This window comes from Luteibacter aegosomaticola (assembly GCF_023078475.1).
Lineage (GTDB): Bacteria > Pseudomonadota > Gammaproteobacteria > Xanthomonadales > Rhodanobacteraceae > Luteibacter > Luteibacter aegosomaticola.
This window is the reverse complement of sequence record NZ_CP095741.1, coordinates 395,037-413,990: the sequence shown is the minus strand read 5'-3', so window position 1 is coordinate 413,990 and position 18,954 is coordinate 395,037. Positions and strand designations below refer to the sequence as shown.

General features: G+C 64.6%; 17 protein-coding genes and 1 riboswitch. Of the genes, 5 read left to right on the top strand and 12 right to left on the bottom strand.

The window, feature by feature from the left end:
• Positions 1 to 60: 60 nt before the first annotated feature.
• From mmsB to msuE, 8 genes are all read right to left on the bottom strand, one after another.
• Positions 61 to 951: a 3-hydroxyisobutyrate dehydrogenase gene (gene mmsB, locus L2Y96_RS01880; protein ID WP_247331475.1), complete on the bottom strand. Its 891-nt coding sequence runs from the start codon at positions 949 to 951 to the stop codon at positions 61 to 63.
• Entirely contained in the window at positions 948 to 2,129 is a 1,182-nt protein-coding gene (locus L2Y96_RS01875) for an enoyl-CoA hydratase/isomerase family protein (RefSeq protein WP_247331473.1), read from the bottom strand. Before L2Y96_RS01875 ends, mmsB begins: the two co-directional genes overlap by 4 nt.
• Positions 2,126 to 2,920, bottom strand: a complete 795-nt coding sequence (locus tag L2Y96_RS01870) for an enoyl-CoA hydratase (RefSeq protein ID WP_247331471.1) — start codon at positions 2,918 to 2,920, stop codon at positions 2,126 to 2,128. Before L2Y96_RS01870 ends, L2Y96_RS01875 begins: the two co-directional genes overlap by 4 nt.
• A complete protein-coding gene (locus tag L2Y96_RS01865) occupies positions 2,917 to 4,092 on the bottom strand; it encodes an acyl-CoA dehydrogenase family protein (RefSeq protein ID WP_425492611.1) in 1,176 nt (391 codons plus the stop codon). The genes L2Y96_RS01870 and L2Y96_RS01865 overlap by 4 nt, the downstream gene beginning before the upstream one ends.
• Before the next feature lie 11 nt (positions 4,093 to 4,103).
• Complete coding sequence (locus L2Y96_RS01860) at positions 4,104 to 5,627, bottom strand: CoA-acylating methylmalonate-semialdehyde dehydrogenase (protein WP_247331468.1); 1,524 nt, start codon at positions 5,625 to 5,627, stop codon at positions 4,104 to 4,106.
• A 124-nt stretch (positions 5,628 to 5,751) separates the two neighbouring features.
• A riboswitch (cobalamin riboswitch) is annotated at positions 5,752 to 5,968 on the bottom strand.
• 63 nt (positions 5,969 to 6,031) lie between these two features.
• The gene (locus L2Y96_RS01855; protein WP_247331466.1) at positions 6,032 to 7,060 is read right to left on the bottom strand and encodes a methionine synthase; all 1,029 of its coding nucleotides are present in this window, start codon (positions 7,058 to 7,060) and stop codon (positions 6,032 to 6,034) included.
• 29 nt (positions 7,061 to 7,089) lie between these two features.
• Positions 7,090 to 8,073, bottom strand: coding sequence for a DUF1852 domain-containing protein (locus tag L2Y96_RS01850; RefSeq protein ID WP_247331465.1), 984 nt, complete (start codon positions 8,071 to 8,073; stop codon positions 7,090 to 7,092).
• Between the two features lie 32 nt (positions 8,074 to 8,105).
• A complete protein-coding gene (gene msuE / locus L2Y96_RS01845; protein ID WP_247331463.1) occupies positions 8,106 to 8,687 on the bottom strand; it encodes an FMN reductase in 582 nt (193 codons plus the stop codon).
• Positions 8,688 to 8,778: 91 nt separating this feature from the next.
• Between msuE and L2Y96_RS01840 the strand changes: the two genes are divergently transcribed.
• Genes L2Y96_RS01840 through L2Y96_RS01830 form a run of 3 tightly spaced genes read left to right on the top strand, consistent with a single transcriptional unit; the run spans position 8,779 to position 10,515 of the window.
• Entirely contained in the window at positions 8,779 to 9,630 is an 852-nt protein-coding gene (locus L2Y96_RS01840) for a methylenetetrahydrofolate reductase (RefSeq protein WP_247331461.1), read from the top strand.
• A gap of 44 nt (positions 9,631 to 9,674) precedes the next feature.
• Entirely contained in the window at positions 9,675 to 10,037 is a 363-nt protein-coding gene (locus L2Y96_RS01835) for an ArsR/SmtB family transcription factor (protein ID WP_247331459.1), read from the top strand.
• Entirely contained in the window at positions 10,015 to 10,515 is a 501-nt protein-coding gene (locus tag L2Y96_RS01830) for an SRPBCC family protein (protein ID WP_247331458.1), read from the top strand. Before L2Y96_RS01835 ends, L2Y96_RS01830 begins: the two co-directional genes overlap by 23 nt.
• A 12-nt stretch (positions 10,516 to 10,527) precedes the next feature.
• Here the strand turns inward: L2Y96_RS01830 and L2Y96_RS01825 are convergent, their stop codons facing one another.
• Positions 10,528 to 11,172, bottom strand: a complete 645-nt coding sequence (locus L2Y96_RS01825; protein ID WP_247331456.1) for a dihydrofolate reductase family protein — start codon at positions 11,170 to 11,172, stop codon at positions 10,528 to 10,530.
• Positions 11,173 to 11,455: 283 nt separating this feature from the next.
• Between L2Y96_RS01825 and L2Y96_RS01820 the strand changes: the two genes are divergently transcribed.
• Positions 11,456 to 11,854: a hypothetical protein gene (locus L2Y96_RS01820; protein WP_343218431.1), complete on the top strand. Its 399-nt coding sequence runs from the start codon at positions 11,456 to 11,458 to the stop codon at positions 11,852 to 11,854.
• 52 nt (positions 11,855 to 11,906) lie between these two features.
• Here L2Y96_RS01820 and L2Y96_RS01815 read toward each other — a convergent pair whose 3' ends face one another.
• Entirely contained in the window at positions 11,907 to 12,794 is an 888-nt protein-coding gene (locus tag L2Y96_RS01815) for a LysR family transcriptional regulator (RefSeq protein WP_247331454.1), read from the bottom strand.
• 105 nt (positions 12,795 to 12,899) lie between these two features.
• On the opposite strand from L2Y96_RS01815, the gene L2Y96_RS01810 reads away from it, so the two are divergent.
• Positions 12,900 to 14,396: an MFS transporter gene (locus tag L2Y96_RS01810; protein ID WP_247331452.1), complete on the top strand. Its 1,497-nt coding sequence runs from the start codon at positions 12,900 to 12,902 to the stop codon at positions 14,394 to 14,396.
• 18 nt (positions 14,397 to 14,414) lie between these two features.
• On the opposite strand, the gene L2Y96_RS01805 is transcribed toward L2Y96_RS01810, so the two are convergent.
• Entirely contained in the window at positions 14,415 to 17,504 is a 3,090-nt protein-coding gene (locus tag L2Y96_RS01805; RefSeq protein WP_247331450.1) for an efflux RND transporter permease subunit, read from the bottom strand.
• The gene (locus tag L2Y96_RS01800) at positions 17,501 to 18,673 is read right to left on the bottom strand and encodes an efflux RND transporter periplasmic adaptor subunit (protein WP_247331448.1); all 1,173 of its coding nucleotides are present in this window, start codon (positions 18,671 to 18,673) and stop codon (positions 17,501 to 17,503) included. The genes L2Y96_RS01805 and L2Y96_RS01800 overlap by 4 nt, the downstream gene beginning before the upstream one ends.
• Between the last annotated feature and the right edge of the window lie 281 nt (positions 18,674 to 18,954).

Here is an 18,954-nt window from a genome sequence, read left to right as displayed (position 1 = left end):
GAAGAAAGGCCACTTTACTTCAGGTGAAAGCGAGGCTGGTGCCAAGGGCAACCGGCGTGGTCACTCGCCCGGTGCAGCCAGCTTGATGACGCTGGAGAAATCGAGCCCACCGCGCCCCGCCTTGCTGTTCAGCGCGTAGAGATTGCGTGCCAGTTCGCCCAGCGGGATGGCCGCGCCCACGCCCATCGCGGCCTCGGCGGCGAGGCCAAGATCCTTGAGCATGAGGTCGTTGCCGAAGCCGCCGGTATAACCGCGCGATGCCGGGGCGTTTTCGAGTACCCCCGGCCACGGGTTGCACACTTCCGTGGCCCAGCTGCGCCCGGTGCTCACGGCCATCATCTGCGAAAGCACCGCGGGGTCCAGGCCATGGGCGGCACCCAGGGCCAGCGCCTCGCCGGTGACGGCCATGATGACGCCCAGCGCCATGTTGTTGCAGAGCTTCGCCACCTGCCCCGCGCCGCTACCGCCCACGTGGAAGATATTCCGGCCCATCGCGCCCAGCAGCGGACGTGCACGTTCCAGCGCCTCCTCCGCGCCGCCGACGATGAAGGTCAGCGTACCTGCGGCGGCTCCGGCGGTACCGCCCGAGACCGGCGCATCCAGCATAGCCATGCCGCGCGCGGTGACGGCCTCGCTCACCTTCTTCGCTACGGCGGGCGCGATCGTGCTGCAGTCGATCACCAGCGCGTTGGCGGGGATGGCGTCGAGGATGCCTTGCTCGCCCAGATACAGCGCTTCGACATGGCGGCTGGCGGGTAGCATCGAGATGACGACGTCGGCACCCTCCAGCGCATCGCGAGCGCTGGTGGCGGCCACGCCACCCTGCGCTACGGCGGCGGCGACAGCCCCCGGCACCAGGTCGAAGACGCGCAGCGCGTGCCCCGCCTTCAGCAGGTTCGCCGCCATGGGGCCGCCCATGTTGCCCAGACCGATGAATGCGATGCGTGTCATGCGGGGATTACTCCTGAAACGGGGGGAACGCCCAAGCCGGCGAGCGGGTGCTGCGCGGGCGGCCAGGGCGACTGGAAGAAGGCGTCTGCCCACGTGGCGGAGGCATCTGCCAACGTGGCCGGCTGCCAATGCGGCTGCCGGTCCTTGTCGATGAGCAACGCACGGATGCCTTCCATGAAGTCACCGTGGGCCGCGCAATGCAGCGAGACGATGTATTCCTGGCGGAACACGTCGGCCAGCGACATGTCAGCCGCGCAGCGCTGCAATTCGAACGCCAGGCGTGCCGATCCCGGCGCACCCGCGCGAAGCGTCTCCCGGGCGGTGACTAGCCACGGATCATCGTTATCCATGGCGAGGATGCCTGCGACCACATCGTCGAACGCGGGCTGGCTCGCGACCGTGGCGATGCTTGCCTGATGGGCCTGAAGCGGTCCCGGTGCAGCGGGCGTGGCGAAGCGCGTCAACACATCGGTCACAACGGAAGCGTTTCGCGCAGGATCGGCGCTCCATGCGGAGTCCGTTAGCGCGGCCAGCACGGCATCGCGCTGATCGCTCGCGATATGGAGGTCGGCCATGTTCGCGTAGATAGCATCACCCGCCGTGAGTGGCGCGCCCGTCAGTGCGAGAAAGAGGCCTGCATGCAGCGGTACGCGATGCAGCAGCCAGCTACCACCGACGTCCGGATACAAGCCGACGGTGATCTCGGGGAACGCCAGCTTCGAGCGCTCGGTCACGACGCGATGGCTCGCCCCCGCCATCAGGCCCATGCCACCACCCATCACGACGCCGTGCCCCCAGCACACGATGGGCTTGGCATACGTGTGGATGCGGTAGTCGAGGCGGTACTCGACGGCGAAGAATTCGCTGACGTAGGCGTTCTCGCGGATATCGGTGTGGCCCGCTTCGCGATACGCCTGCATGGCTTTATGCAGGCTGTGCAAATCGCCACCCGCGCAGAAAGCCTTCTCGCCAGCCCCCTGGAGCACAACCAATGCGATCGCCGGATCAGAAGCCCACGTCACCAGCTGCTCGTCGAGCAAGCGGGCCATCTCGAGCGACAGGCCGTTGAGCGTGCGCGTCGCGTTGAGCGTGGCGATGCCGATCCGGTGCGCCCCCGCGGCGCGCTCTTCAAAAAGTACGGGCGCCTCGTTCGGCACGTCGCTAGCGGGAGCGTTCATGCGTTGGTCCATTCGGGAGCACGCTTGTCGAGGAAGGCCTGCACGCCCTCACGCTGGTCCGCCGTATCGAACAGGTCAACGAATGCTTCGCGCTCGGCGACCAACGCGGTCGACAACGGCTGTGCCCGCGTGGCCTGGACCAGCCGCTTGCACGCGGCGAGGCTGACAGGGCTTTGCTTCGCCGCCTTTTCCGCCCACGCCAGTGCCAGCGCCCTGCCCTCGCCCTTCGGCGCGGTGGCCTCGACCAGGCCGATGCGTTCGGCGGTCGCGGCATCCACGCGCTCGCCAAGCAGGATCATGCGTTTGGCCCAGCCTTCGCCCACCAGGCGCGCGAGGTTCTGGGTGCCCCCGGCGCAGGGCAGCAGGCCGACGCTCGCCTCGGGTAACGCCATTTGTGCGTGCGCTTCCGCGATGCGCAGGTCACAGGCCAACGCGCACTCCAGGCCGCCACCCATCGCATAGCCGTTGATGGCGGCGATGCTCACGCCGCGGAACGCCGAGAGCGCTTCAAACGCTTCGCCGAACCGCCGTGCGGCCTCGCGGGCCACGGCCTTGTCGCCGTCGGCGAACTGTTTCAGGTCGGCGCCCGCCGAGAAGAACTTCTCGCCGTCGCCGGTGATGACCAGCGCGTACACCGACCGGTCGGCGTCCAGCGTGCGGACGAGGTCACGCAAGCCCGTCAGGCTTTCGCGCGTCCACGTATGCGCGGGTGGGTTGGTGAGCGTGATGATGGCGGTATGCCCTTCGTGGGCAAGATGCAGACCCGGCCAGCGCGTATCAGCGTCACTCATCGCAATTCCTCGTCAGTGTTGAGCAGGTGGCGCGCCACGATCACGCGCATGATTTCGTTCGTGCCTTCCAGGATCTGGTGCACGCGGCAATCGCGCAGCAAGCGCTCGACCGGGTATTCGCGGACGTAGCCGTAGCCGCCATGGATCTGGAGGGCGTCGTTGCAGATGCTGAAACCCGCATCGGTGGCGAAGCGTTTGGCCATGGCGCACCACACGGTGGCGTCATGGCTACCCGCATCGAGCTTGCGCGCGGCGGTGTGCACCATCTGGCGCGCGGCGACCAGTTCCGTGGCCATGTCGGCGAGCTTGAATTGCAGCGCCTGGAAATCGGCCAGCTTCTTGCCGAACTGGCGGCGCTCGCCCATGTAACGGCGCGCGGCGTCGAGCGCGCCCTGCGCCGCGCCCAGTGAACAGGCGGCGATATTGAGCCGGCCGCCATCAAGGCCCTTCATGGCGATGCGGAAGCCCTCGCCTTCTACACCCAGACGATGGTCAACGGGAATGCGCGCGCCGTCGAACGTCACGCTGCGCGTGGGCTGGCTATGCCAGCCCATCTTTTCTTCGTTGCGGCCATAGCTGATACCCGGCGTGTCAGCCGGCACCGCAAACGCGGTGATACCCCTGGGGCCATCGCCACCGGTGCGCGCCATGACCACCAGCATGTCGGTCGCGCCGGCACCGGAGATAAAGGCCTTGCTGCCATGCAGGACGTAGTGGTCCCCGTCGCGCACGGCACGCGTGCGCAGCGAACCGGCATCGGAACCGGCACCCGGCTCGGTGAGGCAGTACGACGCCAGGCGGGTGCCGCTGGCAAGCAACGGTGCCCAGCGCTCACGAATGACACCGGAAGCGTGCGCCGCCAGCATCCACGTGGCCATGTTGTGGATGCTGATGAACGCGGCCGTCGACGGATCCACCGCCGCCAGCTCTTCGAACACAATGGCCGCATCCAGGCGCGCCAGCCCCGAACCACCGGCGGCCTCCGGCACATAGAGGCCACAGAAACCCAGCTCGCCGGCCTTGCCGATCGCCTCGCGCGGGAACTCGCTTTCGGCATCCCAGTGCGCGGCGTGAGGGCCAAGTTCGGCCAGCGCGAACTCCCGCGCGGCCTCCCGATAGGCCGCCTGGTCGTCACTAAGCCCCGCCTGGCCGAGGGCGGCATGCATATCCATCGCGGCGGCCATCAGCGCAGATGGATCGTGGTGTTGACGCCGGCGTTCACAGTGTCGTCGTCGAACCAGCGCTGCGTCACCGTCTTGGTCTGGGTATAGAACTGGATCACCTGCTTGCCATACGGGCCCAGGTCGCCCAGCTTCGACGCACGCGAGCCGGTGAAGGAGAAGAGCGGAACGGGCACGGGGATCGGCACGTTGATACCGACCTGGCCGACATCGATCTCTTCCTGGAACCGGCGTGCAGCCGCACCGCTCTGGGTGAACACCGCGGTGCCGTTGCCGTTCGGGTTGGCGTTGACCAGCTCGATGGCCTCATCAAGGGATCCGGCGGTCAGCACGACGAGCACGGGGCCGAAGATCTCTTCGTCGTAGATGCGCATGCCGGGCTTCACGCCGGTGAAAATCGTCGGCCCGACGAAATTGCCCTCTTCGAATCCAGGAATGGAAGGCTTACGACCATCGAGCTCCAGCGTGGCGCCTTCTTCGATACCTGCGGCGATGAGTGCCTCGACACGATCCCGCGCGGCGCAGGAGATCAGCGGGCCCACGTCGGTGCCTGCCTCCGTACCGGCGTTGACCTTGAGGCCGCGCGCCTTGGCGACCAGCTCGGGAATCCATGCCTGGGCATCACCGACCAACACGGCAGTCGATGCCGCCATGCAACGCTGGCCCGCCGCGCCGAACGCGGCGCCGGCCAGCGCATTGAGGGTCTGTTCTTTGTTAGCGTCGGGCAGCACCACGGCGTGGTTCTTCGCACCCATCATGCACTGGGCTCGCTTGCCGGCGAGCGTGGCGCGCTGGTAGACGTGCGTGCCCACGCGGGTCGAGCCCACGAACGAAATCGCTTTGATGGTCGGGTGATCGCACAGCGCGTTGACCACGTCCTCGCCACCGTGCACGACGTTGAGCACGCCCTTGGGGATGCCCGCTTCCAGCGCCAGCTCCACCAGCCGCATCGTAACCATCGGGTCCTGCTCCGACGGCTTGAGCACGAAGGTGTTGCCCGTCGCGATCGCCATGGGGAACATCCACAGCGGGATCATGGCCGGGAAATTGAAGGGAGTAATACCCGCGCACACGCCCAGCGGCTGGAGCAGCGTGTAGGTATCGACACCGTTGGCGACATTGTTGGCCAGCTCGCCGAGCTGGAGATTGCCGATGGCCGCGGCGTGCTCGACAACCTCGAGACCACGGAACACATCACCCTCGGCATCGGGCAACGTCTTGCCCTGTTCAGCGGTAAGTAGCGCGGCGAGCTCACCCATGTGCTCACGGATCAGCTGCTGGTACTTCAGGAAGATGCGTGCGCGCGTACCGATGGGCGTTTTGCGCCAGGTCTTGAAGGCCTCGGCGGCCGCCGCGACGGCCGCATCGACCTCGGCCATGGTCGCGAACGGCACCCGCGCGAGGACGGCTTGCGTGGCGGGATTGGTGATGGGGCGCCACTCGGTCGTGGAGGATTCCACGAAGGTGCCGTTGATCAACAGTTTCACCGTCTCGACGGTGGGATTTACTTGCTCAAGCCTGGTCATGGTCGTGTCTCCAAATCGCACACCCGCGAATGAGCGGGCGGAGGAGACAAGACGACACCGGACAACGGGCAACCGCGGCCTGGATCAGCTCGCCTGGTTGCCCTCCGCAACACCCGGGAACAGCGCTTTCGCGCCGGCACAGGCCGGTCTCCGGGCTCACGAGCAGGGCGCCAGCCCTACCCCGGCGCCTTCCCGCGCATGTGCGCAGTGGCCAACCGCCGGGTTTTCTCGCCTACCGTTGCGGGGGCAGCGCCGGCTTGGGGTGTTTGCACCCGAACCGGCTTCCCGTTTCACCCTGCCCACTGAACCAGTGGCAGGACACCTGTGATTCGCCGAGTCTGGCCGGGATACCCACGAGGCGGCAAGCTGCACTGCGGAAAAACGCCGTGCAGCCGCTCGGGCGATCAGGCCGACAGTTCCTTGCGGACGATCTCGGCACCGGCACTCAGGGCATTGAGCTTGCCCCGGGCCACCTGGCGAGCGAGAGGGGCCATGCCACAGTTGGTGGATGGATAAAGCTTGTCAGCATCCACAAAGCGCAGGGCCTCGCGCAGCGTGGCGGCCACCTCTTCCGGCGTTTCGATCGTATCGCTGGCCACGTCGATCGCACCTACCATCACCTTCTTCCCGCGCACCAGTTCAATCAGATCGATCGGCACGTGCGAGTTCTGGCATTCCAGTGAAATGATGTCGATGCTCGACTGCTGCAGCTTGGGGAATGACTCTTCGTATTGGCGCCACTCGGAACCGAGCGTCTTCTTCCAGTCCGTATTCGCCTTGATCCCGTAGCCGTAGCAGATGTGCACGGCGGTTTCGCACTTGAGCCCTTCGATGGCGCGCTCGAGGGCGGCGACGCCCCAATCGTTCACTTCATCGAAGAAGACATTGAACGCCGGTTCGTCGAACTGGATGATGTCGACACCCGCAGCCTCGAGCTCACGAGCCTCCTGATTGAGGATCTTTGCGAACTCCCAGGCCAGCTTTTCGCGACTCTTGTAGTGGCTGTCGTAGAGCGTATCGATCATGGTCATGGGGCCAGGCAACGCCCACTTGATCGGCTGCCGGGTCTGCTGGCGGAGGAACCGGGCGTCGTCCACGAAGACCGGCTTCGGGCGGCTCACCGCGCCTACGACGGTCGGCACGCTCGCATCGTAGCGATCACGAATCCGAACGGTCTCGCGCTTTTCGAAATCCACGCCGCTCAGATGCTCGATGAACGTGGTCACGAAGTGCTGGCGGGTCTGCTCGCCGTCGCTGACGATATCGATGCCCGCCAGTTGCTGCTCGTGCAGGGAGAGGCGCAGCGCGTCGCGCTTACCTTCAATGAGCTCTTCGTCTTGCAGCTTCCAGGGCGACCAGAGTTTCTCCGGCTGCGCGAGCCAGGAGGGCTTCGGCAGGCTGCCGGCGGTAGAGGTGGGGAGTAGCTTTTTCATGAAAGGTCTTTTTTTAGGGTTTTCGTGGATCAAAGAGCGCACTCGGCAGCCCATTGCTCAAGGATGTGCTTGTAAGGCTTGATGAAATGCTCTTCCGTAAACCGGCCCTGCTTGACGGCAAGCTGGCTACGCTCCTCACGGTCGTAGACGATCTTGGTCAGGGAATAGTCCTGGTGCTTCAGGCTCGGCTGATACGAAGGCCCCGCCGCGGAATTCGCGTTGTAGATTTCCGGGCGATAAATCTTCTGGAACGTTTCCATCGTGCTGATGAGGCTGATCAGCTCGAGGTTGGTGTAATCGCCAAGCAGGTCACCGACGAAGTAGAAGGCTAGCGGCGCAACACCGTTGGGTGGCATGAAGAAACGCACATGCAGGCCCATCTTGTCGAAATACTGGTCGGTCGATGAGAGTTCGTTCTGCACGTATTCCGCACCCAGGATCGGATGCTGCAAGCCCGTCCGGTGATAGGTCTTGCTGCTCGAGGCGCTGATGCAGATCACCGGCGGCTTCTGGAAGCTTTCCTTGTACGCACGGGAGTTCAGGAAATGCTTGAACAGCTTGCCGTGCAGGTCACCGAAGTCGTCGGGGGTGGCGAACGTGGCCCGATCCTGGTTGTACTCGGGCAACAGCACGCTGAAGTCGTAGTCGCGCACGTACGATGAGAAGTTGTTCCCCACCATGCCTTCAATGCGCTGGCCGGTCTTCCTGTCGATGACGGCGGTTTTCAGGATTTCGATCAGGGGAAACGCACCGTGCTGGTCCTCTGGGTCGATGGTCATCTCCACGGAGATGATCTCGAGCGCCACCGAATAACGGTCCTGAGTCGGGTTATCCCAATGGGCAAGGCTATTGAAGCGGTTGTCGATCATCCGCAACGTATTGCGCAGGTTCTCCTCGCGGCTTTCCCCACGGGCGAGATTGGCAAAGTTGGTCGTCGCACGCGTGGCATCCGACGGGTGGTAGTGCTCGTCGAAACACGTGCTTTTGATGTTGAAGGCAAACTCTGTGTTCATGGTGGCCTGGCGCTGTAGGTTGTTCAATCAAGTCAGGCGGCTGCTATGCCAGCAGCGGCGTTACGTGCGGTACCGCGAGTCAAATGAAGCAGCGGCAATGCGCGCTCGATAGCCAGCTTTGCTCGTTGGATCAATGCTTCGTTTTGCAACCGGTGATCGAGGTAGTCCGTCTCGGTCGCGTAAACGCCCAAGGGCAAGGTGCGCGCCTGGAAGAAGCTGAAGAGCGGCCTCAACTGGTGATCGATCATCAGCGCGTGGCGCTCGCTGCCCCCGGTCGCGGCGAGCAAGACGGGCTTATCGACCAGCGCGTCCTGATCCACGAAATCGAAGAAGTGCTTGAACAGGCCCGTGTATGAGCCGCGATAGACAGGCGTGGCCACCACCAGGATGTCGGCGTGTTCGACGGCGGCGAGTTCCCGCTCCACGGTCTCGGGAAGCTGGTTGCGCCAGATCGCGCCTGCCAGGTCCGGGGCAAGGAGGCCCAGTTCGACCAGGTGTTGGTCGCACGGCACTTCTTCGGCGATAAGATCCGAGAGATGCGCAGCGAGCGTGGCGGCCCGCGAGGGACGTTGCAGGCCGCCAGAGACGGCGACCACGCGGAAAGGACGTGTCATGTTTCCAGTCGTTCCAGGTGTTCGAACGGTAGTGATCTTCGATCCTAGCGACGGGAATCCATGAAATAAAATGGTTATATTTCACCGATCCATGAATATGAATCATCTGATGGACGGCTATTCGCTGGAGGTCAGCGCCAAGGCGATACCTGCGCTGGCCAAGGCGGCGTCACGCATCGCCCCGGGTTCGATCATTTCGATTCCGTACCTGCCGAACGAAGATGACGAGGCGCGGCTGGCTGCCGCCCGGGCCGTGCGCGCGCTGGGTTTCACGCCCATGCCTCACCTTGCCGCGCGCCGCATCACCTCGCAGGCCGAGCTTGAGTCGTTTATCCACCGCGCCGTGACCGAAGCAGGCGTCGAGCACTGCTTCGTCATTGCAGGCGACCCGGCAACGCCCAAAGGACCCTTCCCGGATAGCGCCTCGCTGATTGAGTCGGGCTTGTACGAACGCGCAGGCATCAAGGTCCTGGGCGTAGGCGGCCACCCTGACGACCATCCCGTGATGGATGTGGACCATCGCTGGGAGGTACTCGAACAGAAGTGCCAGAGCATCGCCCGTCGCGGCATGGCGCCCTTGATCGTCACCCAGTTCACGTTCGACGCGGATATCGCCCTGGCCTGGCTGGCGACGCTGCGCGAGCGTGGCATCAACTACCCGGTGCGACTCGGGGTGCCAGGTCCGGCCGGCATCGCGGTGCTGGCGCGATATGCCGCCATGTGCGGCGTGGGTGCCTGCGCGTCCATGTGGTCCAAGTACGGCATTTCACTGGGCAAGCTGCTCGGCACGGCCGGGCCGGAACACTTTGTCGATCGGCTGGCCGCCGGCCTTACCGCCGGGCACGGCGACGTGCGCCTGCATTTCTTCCCGTTCGGCGGGGTCGAGCAATCGGTGAAATGGATTTCAGAATACCGGTCGCATCACGGCCTTTCGCAGCACTGAACTCCCCCTTGCAAGGCTCTGCCAGACGGCATACAGTGAACCATATGGTTCAGTATCAAGCTCGCCTCGATGCCACGTTCGCCGCGCTCTCCGATGTCACCCGACGTGGCGTCCTGGAACAGCTAGGGGAATCCCACGCCTCGATTACCGATCTGGCCCAGCGGTTCCATATGTCCCTCACGGGCATGAAGAAGCACGTGAGCGTCCTGGAACAGGCGGGGCTAGTCGTTACGGAAAAAGTCGGGCGCACCCGTACCTGCAAGCTCGGGGCGCGCCTCCTGGAAGAAGAAGCGGCCTGGATCGAACAGCACCGCAAGCTTTGGAGTGCCCGCTTCGACGCGCTGGACCAGCTCGTCGAGCACCTGAAACGCGAGGAGAAGGTCGATGAGCGCAAGCAACGAAGGTAGCACCGCCGCCAAATCCCGCACCGTGGTGGAAGCCCGATCCGACCGCGAGCTGGTCGTGACGCGGACGTTCGATGCCCCGGTGCATATCGTATTCAAAGCCTGGAGCACGCCCGACTTGTTCGCGAGCTGGTGGGTACCGAAGTCGGTAGGCATGTCGCTCGAGTCGTGCGAGATGGATATCCGTACCGGGGGTACGTATCGTCTCGTGTTCCGCCACCCGGATTTCGAGCAACCGATGGCCTTCTTTGGCACGTACAAAGAAGTGACACCGAACAAGCGCATCGCCTGGTCGAATGAAGAAAGCCCCGACGGCGCTCTCACCACCGTGACGTTCGAGGAGCACGGCGGCAAGACGCAGATCACGCTGCACGAGCTCTATCCGACGACCGCGGCGCGCGACGAAGCTATCGCTGGCTCCGCCGAGGGCCTGCCCGAGCAGTTCGAACAGCTGGATACGTTGCTCGAAACTCTGGATTGATATCGGGCGCCGTCAGTCGCGCGCCAGCACCACGTGTGTGGCGCGCGCTGTCGGTACGTGTTCGATCGTCTTGTAGCCCATCGCACGCAGGTCGAGGCCAGCGAATAGCGCCTCGCCCTGCCCCATGACAACGGGCGCGATCGCCAGGTGCATTTCGTCCACGTGGCCGGCTTCGATGTACTGCCTGGCCGTGGAGACACCGCCGCCAATCTTGATGTCCTTGTTGCCCGCAGCTTCGCGCGCACGCTGCAACGCTTCCTCGATGCCGCCGGTCACGAAATGGAAGACCGTACCGCCTTCCATCGTGATGGACTCACGCGGGTGGTGGGTGAGGATAAAGGTGGGTGCGTGGTAAGGCGGGTTATCGCCCCACCAGCCTTTCCATGTGTCATCCGGCCATTCGCCGCGGATGGGCCCGAACATGTTGCGGCCAAGGATGAAGGCGCCGAAGCCGTCCATCGAGCGATAGGCGAAGTTGTTATCCGGCCCCGTCTCGCCATCGTCCTTGCCGATCATTTCGTGGAACATACGGGTCGGGAAGAACCACTGGAAGATGCTCGGGCCGTTCTCTCCCAACGGATTTTCGAGGCTCTGGTTCGGGCCGGCGGCGTAGCCGTCCATCGAAACGTTGAACCCGGCGATGCGCACCTTCGACATGGCAGCTCCTGGAGTGACCGTGGGGCGACTTTAGCCCAAGTGCGGCACAGGTCTCATTTCCGACCCCCATGCCCCCTGGGCCAGGCGCAATTTCCCGCATTTTTGCCTTTTCCGGCGCGTTCCTCTTACCATCGTGTCCGGGATGCGGCCGCCCTCCGGGCCTGGTTCGCATGCCGTAACAGGGGGAAGTCTTCCAGTGCAGATACGGTGCTGACGCCAGCTGCCGCTTTTCCCGCGTTCGCACGTCTGAATTGCAGCAAGACTTATGGAGAGGTCATCGTTCATGAAAATCAAATCGCTCGTCGCCATGTCGGCGCTCGCCCTGCTCGCAGGTTATGCCCCGCTTTCGTTCAGCGCTGGCGCTGGCGCCGGTGGCAAGAGCTCGGATGACAAGGTGGAGTTCGTTGGTACGCCGGCCCCGGGCAGCAAGTTCAGCAAGCTGCAGGATGGCATGTACGAGAAGGAAGTCATCGACCTGATCGGCCCGCCGACGGACCAGACCTCCTACCAGACCGGCAAGGCCTTCATCCCGTTCCATTTCGGTGGCGACAACTATCGCACCGCGTTCCGCTACAAGGGCGAGGGCGAGCTGACCTTCTCCGGCGGCGGCATGGGCTCAACTTCGCTTAAGCTGATCAAGGTGGAAGTGGATACCAAGTCGACGGGTTATTTCCGCGATTGATGGTTCCCGGCTGCGGCGCGCCGTCCGGCGAGCCGCAGCCCTCTGTCCTGCGTCACTGGAACAAGTGCTCGCACAGGAAATCCACGAACACCCGCACCTTCGGTGACAGCTGCCGGCTCGAGGGCCAGAGCACCGAGAACTGGCTCGGCTGGCTGAGCCAGGCTTCGAGCAGTGGTACGAGCTCGCCTTTCTCAAGGCTCTCGTGGGTGAGGAAATCCGGCATGTAGGCGATGCCCATGCCACCCAGCGTTGCCGCACGCAGCGCTTCCATGTTGTTGCAGGTGAGTGCCGTCGGCACTTCCGCGCCTGCGTCACCCTCGATACCGAGCAGCCGCCACGGCTGCAGCTTGCTGGTCGTCGGAAAGCGAAAGCGCAGGGCGTGATGGTGTCGCAGCGCGTCCGGGTCGAGCGGTTCGCCGTGTCGTGCGAGATACGCGGGCGAAGCACACAGGGTGAATCGAAACGGCCCGAGCAGACGCGAAACAAGGCTGGAATCCGAAAGGATGCCGCTGCGGATCACCACATCCAGACCGCTATCGACGATATCCACGATGCGGTCGTTGAAGTCCAGGTCCAGCTCGATATCCGGGTAGCGCTCGCGGAACAGCGGTAGCACCGGCAGCAGGAATCGATAGCCGATGATCGGCAGGCCGACGCGCAACGTGCCGCGTGGCGCCTCCTGCGTGCGCGAGAGCATGTCTTCGGCATCCTGCAGCTCATCCAGGATCCGTCGACAGCGCTCGAGGAACAGCCGCCCCTCGTCGGTGACCGAGACCCGGCGCGTCGTGCGATGAAGCAGGCGCACGCCCAGCTTCTGCTCCAGCGCGGCGATGCGCTTGCCCACGGCCGATGCGGAGATGCCCAGGCTATTGCCCGCGGCAACGAAACTGCGTGCCTCGGCGGCGCGGACGAAGACGGTGATGGCGGAGACGTGGTCCATGCCGGCTCATTGAGGAATTCTTCTCCTCAATCTACGGAGGAATGCCCGGTTTTTCCATCACTGCGGCCGGGATAGCCTGAATTATCCCTTCGACGGACCTCTCCGATGCCTATTCACGCAGCCCCAGCGCCGCGTGGCGCAGCCGCGCGCGCCCTGCTCGCCGTGTGCCTCGCCGCCCTCGCCCTTCCCCTCAGCTTCTCTGCCGGCGCCCTCGCCGTGCCCGCCATCGCCCGCACGCTGGGTGGCAGCGCCTCGGCCCTGAACTGGGTGACGAATGCCTTCATGCTCGCCTTCGGCGGCCTGCTTCTGACTGCCGGTGCGCTCGCGGATCGGCATGGCCGGCGTCGCTTGTTCCTGGGCGGCGCCGGCGGCTTCGCGCTGGCTTCGCTGGGCGTGAGCCTTGCGCCCAGCGTCGTACTGCTCGATGTCCTGCGGGCTGCACAGGGTGCGGCGGCGGCTGCCGCGCTTGCCGGTGGTTCCGCCTCTCTGGCCCAGCTCTTCGAGGGGCATGCGCGGACACGTGCTTTCAGTTTGCTGGGGACGACGTTCGGCATCGGCCTGGCGCTGGGCCCGTTGCTGGCAGGCAACCTGATCGCCTGGCTCGGCTGGCGTGCGGTCTTCGCCTCCGGCGTGTTGCTGGGTACGGCGGCCTGGTGGTTCGCGCTGCGTGCGCTACCTGAAACCCACGGGCCGCGGCATGGCCGCATGGATTGGGCGGGCTCCGCGACGTTTACCGCTGCGATCGCCTTGCTCACCATGGGCTTGATGCAGGCCGGGCAAGCTGGGTGGATGGCCGTACCGACGCTCACTTCACTAGTGGCCTCGATCGCCGCCTTCGCCCTGTTCGTGAAGACGGAACACCGCGCGGAAGCGCCGTTGCTGGATCTTTCCCTCTTCCGCTATGGCCGCTTTGTCGGCGTGCAGGTGCTGCCGCTCGCCACCTGCTACGGCTACGTGGTCCTGCTTGTGTTGATGCCGTTGCATCTCGTCGGCACGCAAGGCATGCCCGAAGCGCACGCGGCGCTGCTGATGCTGGCGCTGACCGCACCGATGATGGTGGTGCCCGTGATCGCTGGTTATCTCGCGCGACACTGGGAGAGCGGCACGCTGTGCGCTGGTGGGCTGCTCGTCGCCGCTGCAGGCCTGGCGTGGCTTGCCAAGGTGATCGATGGCCCGGCTACCTCGTTGGTAGCGCCTATGCTCTTCATCGGCATCGGTACTGGCTTGCCGTGGGGACTCATGGATGACCTCTCCGTGAGCGTCGTCCCGGTCGAACGCGCAGGGATGGCCGCGGGTATCTTCGGCACCACGCGCGTGGCTGGCGAAGGTATCGCGCTCGCACTGGTCACTTCGTTGCTGAGTGCGTTCACAGCACGCTACCTGCCCGGCACACCGGACGAGGCGATGCACGTGGCCTCGATGGTCTCCGCAGGGAATCTTCCGGCCGCCGCGGCCATCGTGCCCGCAGCGACGCTGCAATTCGCACACGGCACGGCGCTTCACCAGTTGCTTTGGCTACTGGCCGCCATCACGTTCGCCGCCGCCTTGCTCGTCGCGGTGATGCTGCGGCGCCCCGCCGCGCTGCGCGAGGCCACCGCATGATTCCCCTTCGTCGCTACGTCACCGCGTCGACGAGACCTCTGCCAGCTCAAGCACGCCCGGCTCGCGCTTCGCGAACCGGTCGAAGGCCAGATACACCACGGGGGTGGTGTACAGCGTAAGCAGCTGCGACACCACCAGGCCACCACAGATCGCGATGCCGAGCGGCACGCGCAACTCCGCGCCGGCACCATGGCCAAGCGCAAGCGGTACGGCACCGAGCAAGGCCGCCATCGTGGTCATGAGGATCGGGCGGAAGCGTAGCTCGCAGGCTTCGCGAATCGCGTCCAGCGGTGTCGCGCCATGCCGCTCACGTTCGATGGCGAAGTCGATCATCATGATCGCGTTCTTCTTCACGATGCCGATGAGCAGGAGGATGCCGACCAGCCCCATCACGGACAGATCCTGGCCGAACGCCTCCAGCGCGAGCAGCGCCCCGAGGCCCGCAGACGGCAACGTGGAAATGATGGTGAGTGGATGAATCGCGCTCTCATAAAGCACGCCAAGCACGATGTAGATCACCACGACGGCGGCAAGGATGAGCCACGGCTGGCTGGCCAGGGAATCCTGGAAGGCCTGCGCCGTGCCAGCGAACGCACCGGTGACCGACGGCGGCATGCCGATGCGCTGGGTCGCCGCGTGGATCGCGGTGACCGCATCGCTGAGCGATACCCCCGCACTCAGGTTGAACGAGAGCGTGATAGAGGGGAACAGCCCCTGATGGTTCACCGTGATCGGTGCGACACCATCGACGACGCTGGCCACCACGTTCAAAGGCACCAGGTCGCCACTGGAAGCGCGGACGTAGAGGTGAGACAGCGCCGCCGTATCGAGCTGGAAGTTTGGCGGCACTTCCATCACCACGTGGTACTGGTTGTTCTGCGTGAACATCGTGGCGATCTGACGCTGGCCGAACGCATCGTAGAGCACGTCGTCGATCGCCTGCACACTCACACCGAGGCGTGAGGCGGTATCCCGATGGATATCGACCGTAGCCGTCTTCGAGGCGGGCTGCTGGTCGGAATCCAGGTCGCGCAGCTGCGGCATGCGGCGGAACTCGGCCATGAGGTCGGTCGAAACCTTGGCCAACGCGGCGACGTCGGTGGACTGCAAGGTGTACTGGTACTGGGCCGCGCTGGACCGTCCTCCGATCTGAATATCCTGGCGCACCTGCATCTTCAGCTTGATGCCCTGCACGCTGGCCGTCGCTTCTTTCAACTGATCGAGCACCACCGGCGCGCTGTCGTTACGCTCAGACAGCGGCTTCAGGTTGATCATCATGCGGCCCTGGCTAAGCGTTGGGTTGGGACCGATCCAGAAGTACACGTTATCCACGTTCGGATTCCGCCGCACGATGGCGCCTACCTGCTGGATGCGCTGTGACATGGCCTCGTAGGAGACACTTGACGAAGCCTGCGCCGTACCCACGATGAGGCCCGCATCCACCTGCGGGAAGAAGCCCTTCGGAATCTGTACGAACAGTCCTACGGTGAGAGCCACGGTCCCCACCAGCGACATCAACACGACGCGGCGATGGCCGAGCGCCCAGCCAAGCGTGCGCGCGTACAGGTCGTTCACGGCATTGAAGGACCGTTCCAGCGCGAGATAGACCTTCCCGTGCGGCTTCTCGTGATCCGGCCGGACCAACCATGCGCACAACATCGGCGTGACCGTCAGCGACATCACACCCGAAATCAGGATCGTCGCGCTGATCGTCACCGCGAATTCGCGGAACAGGCGCCCCACGATACCGCCCATGAACAGGATAGGGATGAAGACAGCGATCAGCGACACGGTCATCGAGACGATGGTGAATGCCACCTCGCGCGTTCCCTCTACCGCCGCCATGAGCGGCTTCCTGCCCAGCTCCATATGTCGCACGATGTTCTCGATGACGACGATGGCATCGTCCACCACGAAGCCTACCGCGATCGTCAGGCCCATCAGCGAGAGGTTGTCGAGGCTGTAGCCCAGCACGTACATGATGGCGAAGCTGGTCACGAGCGACAGCGGGATCGTCGCGGCGGGGATCACCGTAGCCCACACGTTGCGCAGGAACATCGCAATCACGGCGACGACCAGCACGATGGTGGCAAGCAGGGTGTACTGCACGTCGGCCACGGAGGCACCGATGGTCTGGGTGCGATCGCCGACGACGCGTACATGAACCGAGGGCGGCAACGCAGCTGCCAGCGCTGGCAACCTGGCATTGATCGCCGCGATGGTATCGACGACGTTGTAGCCAGGCTGCTTGTGGATATCCATGATGATCGCGCGCTCGCCCTGAAGCCACGCCGCGCTGCGCACATCTTCGGAAGCCTCAACGACGGTACCCACATCGCTAACGCGGATCGGCGCGCCGTTGCGCCACGCGATCACCAGGTCCCGATACGCCGCTGGGTCGAGCAGCTGGTCCGTCGACTTGAGCGTGATGGTCTGGTGCGGGCCGTCGAGTGAGCCCTTGGGGGCGTCCACGGTCTGGGTGGCCACGACGGTACGCAGGTCGTCCAGGCTCAGCCCAAGCGCAACGAGCTTGTCGGGGTCGGCACGAATGCGCACCGCGGGACGCTGCTGGCCGTGGTAGTCGACCAGGCCCACGCCCTTCATCTGCGAGACCTGGGTCGCCAGACGCTCTTCCATCGCCTTGTCCAGCTCGGTCAGCGTGAGCGTCGGCGACGTGAGCGCGATGGACATGATGGTGAAGTCGGCGGGGTTCACCTTGTGGTACGTGGGCGGGTTGGGCAGGTCCTTGGGGAGAAGACCACCCGCCGCATTGATCGCGGTCTGTACATCCTGCGCAGCCGCATCGATGTTCTTGCCGAGGTCGAACTGCAGCACCAGCTGGGTGCGGCCGAGCGAGCTTGACGAGGTCATCTCGGTGACGCCCGGTACATCCGACAGCGAGCGCTCCAATGGCGTGGCAACGGAAGACGCCATCGTCTCGGCGCTGGCGCCGGGGAGATCCGCGCTGACTTCAATCGTCGGGAAATCGACCTGCGGCAGCGGTGCCACCGGCAGCAGGCGGTAGGCCACGGCGCCGATGAGCAGGCAGCCCACGGCGAGCAGTAACGTACCGATGCGCCGCCGGATGAAGGGCGTGGAAATCATCATGCGCCCGATGCTCCCGCTGCCGGCTTCGGTGTCGCCTCGGCCACGTGCGTGCCGGGCTGGATATCACCCTGCCCTTCCACGACCACGCGCTCACCTTCATTGAGGCCATGGGTGACCACCGTGACGCCATCGGCGGAAAGGCCGGTAGTGACGCGGCGCTGCTGTGCCACGTGCGATGCATCGATGACATAGACGAAGTCACCGACCTGGTCGCGCTGCACGGCTTGTGCGGGCACAGTCACGACCTGCGACTGCGTGGCGAGCAGCATGCGTGCAGCGACGAAGGCGCCGGGCCAGAGCGCGTGGTCGTGGTTGTCGAACTGCGCCTTGAGCAACACCTGCCCCGTCGTTGCCGACACCTGGCTATCGATGAAGGTCAGTACGCCCGAGCCAAGCGCCGCCGTACCGTCACGCGCGGTGGCCTGCACCTGGAGCGGCGCGCGCCGCTGCGCGGCCACCACGGCCTGGAGCTGGTCTTGTGAAATGGGGAACGCCACGGTGATCGGTTCGATCTGCGTGACCGTGACGAGGCCCGCCGCATCGGAGGCATGCACCTGTGCGCCCTGATCGACCAGGCGCTGGCCGAGACGGCCCGCGATCGGCGCCGTGATCCGGGTAAACGAGAGATTGAGGCGCGACGCATCGACGGCACCACGATCGGCCGCTACCGTCGCCAGTAAACCTTCAGCCTGCGCCTTCTGCGCATCGAGCTGCTGGCGCGGCACCACCTGCAATGTCGAGAGCTTCTGGTAACGCGCGAGGTCGAGTTCCGCGTTGTGGCGTTGCGCATCATCGCGTCGCGCCGCTGACTCCGCCTGGACGAGCGCAGCGCGGTAGGGCCGGGGGTCGATCTCCGCAAGCAGATCGCCCGCCTTCACCATCTGCCCTTCCTCGAACGCCACGCGATCGAGCTGGCCATCCACACGTGCCTTCACCGCCACTTCGTTCAGCGGCGTCACGGTGCCGACGCTGGAAATCCACTGCGGCACGTCGCGCCGCGTTGCAGCAACACTGGTAACCACGGTGGCCGGCGCGGCCGGCTTCGCGACCGAGCCGCCACGCGGCCCCATCAGGACGAATACGACGCCCGCGAGAACGATGGGCACCATCCACAGGCACCAGCGGAGACGACGGGAGCGCGGCGTACGCGCAGGTGACGCAGGAGACATGAAACGATTCCGGGAACGGCTTTCCCGCAGCGTGGGGCACCTGCCTTAGCAAGCCCTTTAGCGCGTCCTTGCGGATCATGAATTAACTTTCATGTGGCAAACGGCGGCATTCGCACACCTGCTCGCTAAGGAAAAAATAAGCAAGCAGAGTAATCAGTCACCTGGCGCGCTTTTTCTTAATTCGTTCTCTTTTTTTGCGATTCAAATGCCCCGAAGGCGTTGCGCCCCAACGCTCTGGCGTCGCAGCATTTAATTGCGAATCATTATCACATGCATTACCG

Bases quoted from the DNA above. Each gene is read 5' to 3' on its own strand.
- mmsB (WP_247331475.1), bottom strand. From the start codon at position 951: ATGACACGCATCGCATTCATCGGTCTGGGCAACATGGGCGGCCCCATG.
- L2Y96_RS01835 (WP_247331459.1), top strand. From the start codon at position 9,675: ATGGTTCAGTATCAAGCTCGCCTCGATGCCACGTTCGCCGCGCTCTCC.
- msuE (WP_247331463.1), bottom strand. From the start codon at position 8,687: ATGACACGTCCTTTCCGCGTGGTCGCCGTCTCTGGCGGCCTGCAACGT.
- L2Y96_RS01875 (WP_247331473.1), bottom strand. From the start codon at position 2,129: ATGAACGCTCCCGCTAGCGACGTGCCGAACGAGGCGCCCGTACTTTTT.
- L2Y96_RS01855 (WP_247331466.1), bottom strand. From the start codon at position 7,060: ATGAAAAAGCTACTCCCCACCTCTACCGCCGGCAGCCTGCCGAAGCCC.
- L2Y96_RS01860 (WP_247331468.1), bottom strand. From the start codon at position 5,627: ATGACCAGGCTTGAGCAAGTAAATCCCACCGTCGAGACGGTGAAACTG.
- L2Y96_RS01830 (WP_247331458.1), top strand. From the start codon at position 10,015: ATGAGCGCAAGCAACGAAGGTAGCACCGCCGCCAAATCCCGCACCGTG.
- L2Y96_RS01825 (WP_247331456.1), bottom strand. From the start codon at position 11,172: ATGTCGAAGGTGCGCATCGCCGGGTTCAACGTTTCGATGGACGGCTAC.
- L2Y96_RS01820 (WP_343218431.1), top strand. From the start codon at position 11,456: ATGAAAATCAAATCGCTCGTCGCCATGTCGGCGCTCGCCCTGCTCGCA.
- L2Y96_RS01850 (WP_247331465.1), bottom strand. From the start codon at position 8,073: ATGAACACAGAGTTTGCCTTCAACATCAAAAGCACGTGTTTCGACGAG.
- L2Y96_RS01865 (WP_425492611.1), bottom strand. From the start codon at position 4,092: ATGGATATGCATGCCGCCCTCGGCCAGGCGGGGCTTAGTGACGACCAG.
- L2Y96_RS01870 (WP_247331471.1), bottom strand. From the start codon at position 2,920: ATGAGTGACGCTGATACGCGCTGGCCGGGTCTGCATCTTGCCCACGAA.
- L2Y96_RS01810 (WP_247331452.1), top strand. From the start codon at position 12,900: ATGCCTATTCACGCAGCCCCAGCGCCGCGTGGCGCAGCCGCGCGCGCC.
- L2Y96_RS01840 (WP_247331461.1), top strand. From the start codon at position 8,779: ATGAATATGAATCATCTGATGGACGGCTATTCGCTGGAGGTCAGCGCC.
- L2Y96_RS01800 (WP_247331448.1), bottom strand. From the start codon at position 18,673: ATGTCTCCTGCGTCACCTGCGCGTACGCCGCGCTCCCGTCGTCTCCGC.
- L2Y96_RS01815 (WP_247331454.1), bottom strand. From the start codon at position 12,794: ATGGACCACGTCTCCGCCATCACCGTCTTCGTCCGCGCCGCCGAGGCA.
- L2Y96_RS01805 (WP_247331450.1), bottom strand. From the start codon at position 17,504: ATGATGATTTCCACGCCCTTCATCCGGCGGCGCATCGGTACGTTACTG.